At 72.4% G+C, this 3,169-nt stretch carries 3 protein-coding genes; 1 reads left to right on the plus strand and 2 read right to left on the minus strand.

The window, feature by feature from the left end:
* Positions 1–66: 66 nt before the first annotated feature.
* Both ACN6LD_RS42030 and ACN6LD_RS42035 read right to left on the minus strand, forming a co-directional pair.
* Positions 67–594 carry a Pycsar system effector family protein gene (locus tag ACN6LD_RS42030; RefSeq protein WP_445045921.1) on the minus strand — a complete coding sequence of 176 codons (528 nt, stop codon included), beginning with the start codon at positions 592–594 and terminating at the stop codon, positions 67–69.
* On the minus strand, positions 591–1,553 hold the full coding sequence (locus ACN6LD_RS42035; protein ID WP_445045922.1) for a hypothetical protein: 963 nt from the start codon (positions 1,551–1,553) through the stop codon (positions 591–593). Before ACN6LD_RS42035 ends, ACN6LD_RS42030 begins: the two co-directional genes overlap by 4 nt.
* A gap of 297 nt (positions 1,554–1,850) precedes the next feature.
* On the opposite strand from ACN6LD_RS42035, the gene ACN6LD_RS42040 reads away from it, so the two are divergent.
* The gene (locus tag ACN6LD_RS42040; RefSeq protein ID WP_319189801.1) at positions 1,851–3,107 is read left to right on the plus strand and encodes an adenylate/guanylate cyclase domain-containing protein; all 1,257 of its coding nucleotides are present in this window, start codon (positions 1,851–1,853) and stop codon (positions 3,105–3,107) included.
* The last annotated feature ends 62 nt before the right edge of the window (positions 3,108–3,169 follow it).

The raw sequence follows: 3,169 nt of genomic DNA on the forward strand, positions 1-3,169 counted from the left end.
CGGTACGGGCTCCGGGGCCTGGGCGGCGGTGCGGGTGTGCTCGTGCCGCTGTGGCGCGTGCGCAGGTCACCTCCGGGTCAGCAGTGCCACCGACAGGGCGACGGCCGTCAGCGGGAGGACGGCGATCATCAGATCGACCGCCCCCGTGATGAGCCGGTACTTCCGCCAGACGATGCCGCTCAGCTGGATCAGGGTGCGGCACGCCTCCTCGTCGACGGAGAGTTCTCTCGCCAGCCGTTCGGGGGCCGAGGCGTAGCGTCGCCAGGTCGCGAAGTACCGCTGACCCACGTCGCCCCTGCCCAGCACCGGGCGCACCACCAGCAGCAGCAACTCCGCCACCGCGCACACCCCGGCCAACGCCGCGACGCAGAGCCAGCGGGCGACACCGTGCACGGGAACCGTCACGGCCGACGCGCCGGCCACCGAGAACGCGGTGAACCCGATGCCCACGACGGTGAGGAGGGCGGCCGACTTGGTGTCGGCCCGCGCGTTCTCCTGCCGGGTCGTCTCGATCAGCGCGTCGACGTCGACCGGAGGACCGGTCACCGTGCGCCCGTTGCGGCGGGTGGTGGTGGTCCGGGGGGTGGTGGTCATGCCGCCTCCTTCTGCTGCGCGAGGTCCGACACCAGGCGCTTCGCCAGGCGTCGCAGAGCGATGTCGTCGCCACGGGTCGCCGCCCATGCCGCCGGAGGCGGGCCGTCGCCGAGCCAGGCCTCGACCGCGGCGCGCAGGGCCGTGCCCGCTCCGACGCCGGCGGCCGTCCGGGCCAGCAGGTCCTGGAGGATCACGGTCGCGGCGGCGTCGAGACCGTCGTCGTCCTCCCCCTCTCCGGTCCGGGCCGGTCGCAGGTCGTCGTCCACCGGCACGGACGGGCTCGTGCCGCGGTTGGCCAGGGGCAGCAGGATGCAGTCGTGGAGCCAGCCGACGCCCGCCACCTGCCGGACCAGCGCCAGACAGCTCTCGACGTCGGCGCGCAGTTCGTCACGCGCCGGCCGGCTGCCCGGCACCCTGTCGCCGCCGTCCCAGGCGTTCTTGCGGCAGACGAGGGTGTCCAGCGGCCAGGCGCCCGACCCGGACCCGGACGCGGCCGCATAGCCGAGGAGGAAGCGGAACACATCCGCCGACCAGGGGTCCTCGTAGGAGATCGCGATCCGGCCGACGGTCCCGTCGCGGCGCTGGGGCCGTGCCACCCCGCCCCTGGCCACACGGCCCTGGCGGTTGAGTTCCGCGAGCTGCGTGCGGGCGCTGCTGGTGAGGTAGGCGAATGCGGCGTCGGGGAGCGGACCGAGCGTCCGGAACCGGGCGTGCGTCGCGGAGTGCGCTCGGATCCACACGTCCATGAAGAGGTCGACGCAGCCGACGTTCTCGCACACGTCGCGGGGGCGGATCGCCGTCGGGTCCGCCGTCCCGAACGGCGCGGGGCGATGACAGGGGCCCGTCCGGCAGGTCTCGTGGAGGGCTTGCCGGGCCTGGCGGGTGATGCCCCAGACGATGTTCGCGCTGCGCGGCAGGCAGGTGTCGGGGGCGGTGCAGAAGGAGCTGGACTTCGACATGACACGTTCCCTGGGGATGAGGAAGCCCACATGCGTGGGGCCGGCCCGTAGGGCCAACGTGTCCTGTGCACAGCACAGTAGGAGCGAAGTGCTCGGCCGCGGTGAGGCGGTCTCGTCACTATGACGGCCGGTCACCACCGTGTCAACGGCGGCGGACGGCGTCCGGGCGGTGCGCGACAGCGGTCAGCGGCGGCACTGCGCGGGGTGCTCGGCCTCGTGTCCGTTAGGAGGTGTCGGAGGCCGACTGAGCCCCGTTCCCGTCCGCAGCACACCACATCGCACCGAAGGGTGACAGACATGGCCACTCAGCTCCGTGAGGCGTTCGCCGAGCCGCAGTCCCGGGAAGCGCGCACCGTCCTGTTCATCGACCAGGTGGGCTCGACCGCCATGAAGGAGCAGCAGCCGGAGGCGAGTTGGCTGCCCGCCCTCGGCTGGCTGTACGACACGGTCACCGCTCTCGCCGTGCAGGCGGACTCCGAGGCGGAGATCAAGTACCTCGGCGACGGCATCATGATCACGTTCGACAGCGACCGGGCGACCGACGCCGTCAACGTCGCCGTGTCCGTGCAGGAGGCGGTCCACGACGCGAACCAGGGCCGCACGGGGGCCAGGGGCGTCATCGACTTCACCTGCAGCATCGGCGTCGGCACGGGCTCGGTCGTCGCCTTCACCACGCCGACGGGCGGCCACGACTACGTCGGCACGGTGGTCGACAAGGCGAAGCGCCTGTGCGACGCGGCCTCCCCGAAGGCCATCTTCGTCGACCGGGCCACGGCGTCCGCGGCCAACGTCATGAAGATCGCCAGTCGGCTCGGCATCGCCCTCGGCCGCGCCCCCGAGCAGTACCAGGGAGACGTGCAGCGGGCCCCGTTGAAGGGGTTCGACCAGCCGGTGGAGTACTACGAGATCCTCTGGGACCAGCAGCTGTACGGGCTCAAGTCGGAGGCGGTGACCCGCAACACCGACCGCATGCGACAGGCCCCGTCCTCGCCGCCCGGGACCACCCGGCTCCCCGTCGAGCGCTCGGCGAACAAGCGGCAGCCGGCCCAGGACATGCGTCCGGGGACCCAGGACAAGCGTCCGGGGGCTCAGGACAAGCGTCAAGGAGCTCTGGAGGAGCGGCACTCCGGGGAGGTGACCTGCTGGAAGCCGGACGCCAACTTCGGGTTCGTCCGCGACTCCCGGTCCGGCGAGGACTTCTACTTCCGTGCCGGCCACCTGGTCTACCCGGAGGACGCCGGGGAGTCCCTGCGGGTAGGCAGCCGGATCGTGTTCGTGGCGACGGGACGGGTCGACGGTGAGCGCAACCGCCACGCCGTGGGCATCCTCCTCGTCGACGACTACGCCGAAGGCACCCTGAAGCTGCCCGAGGGCAAGGCCCACGGCTGGCTGCGCGTCCAGGACCGGCTGGGCAACAGTCACCACGTCTTCACCTCCCGCTCGGCGGTCCAGCGGTTCGCGCCGGGGACGCTGCTGAGCTTCAAGGTGGCGGCGAACGAGAAGGGCGGGCTGGCCGAGGAGATCGAGGAACCGGCGGAGGAGGACGCGGCCTGACGCCTCACCGCAGGGCGAGGGCGGCCAGGGGGCGGGTTCCGCGGACACCGGAACCCGCCCCC

The sequence above is a fragment of the Streptomyces sp. SAS_272 genome (genome assembly GCF_052543235.1).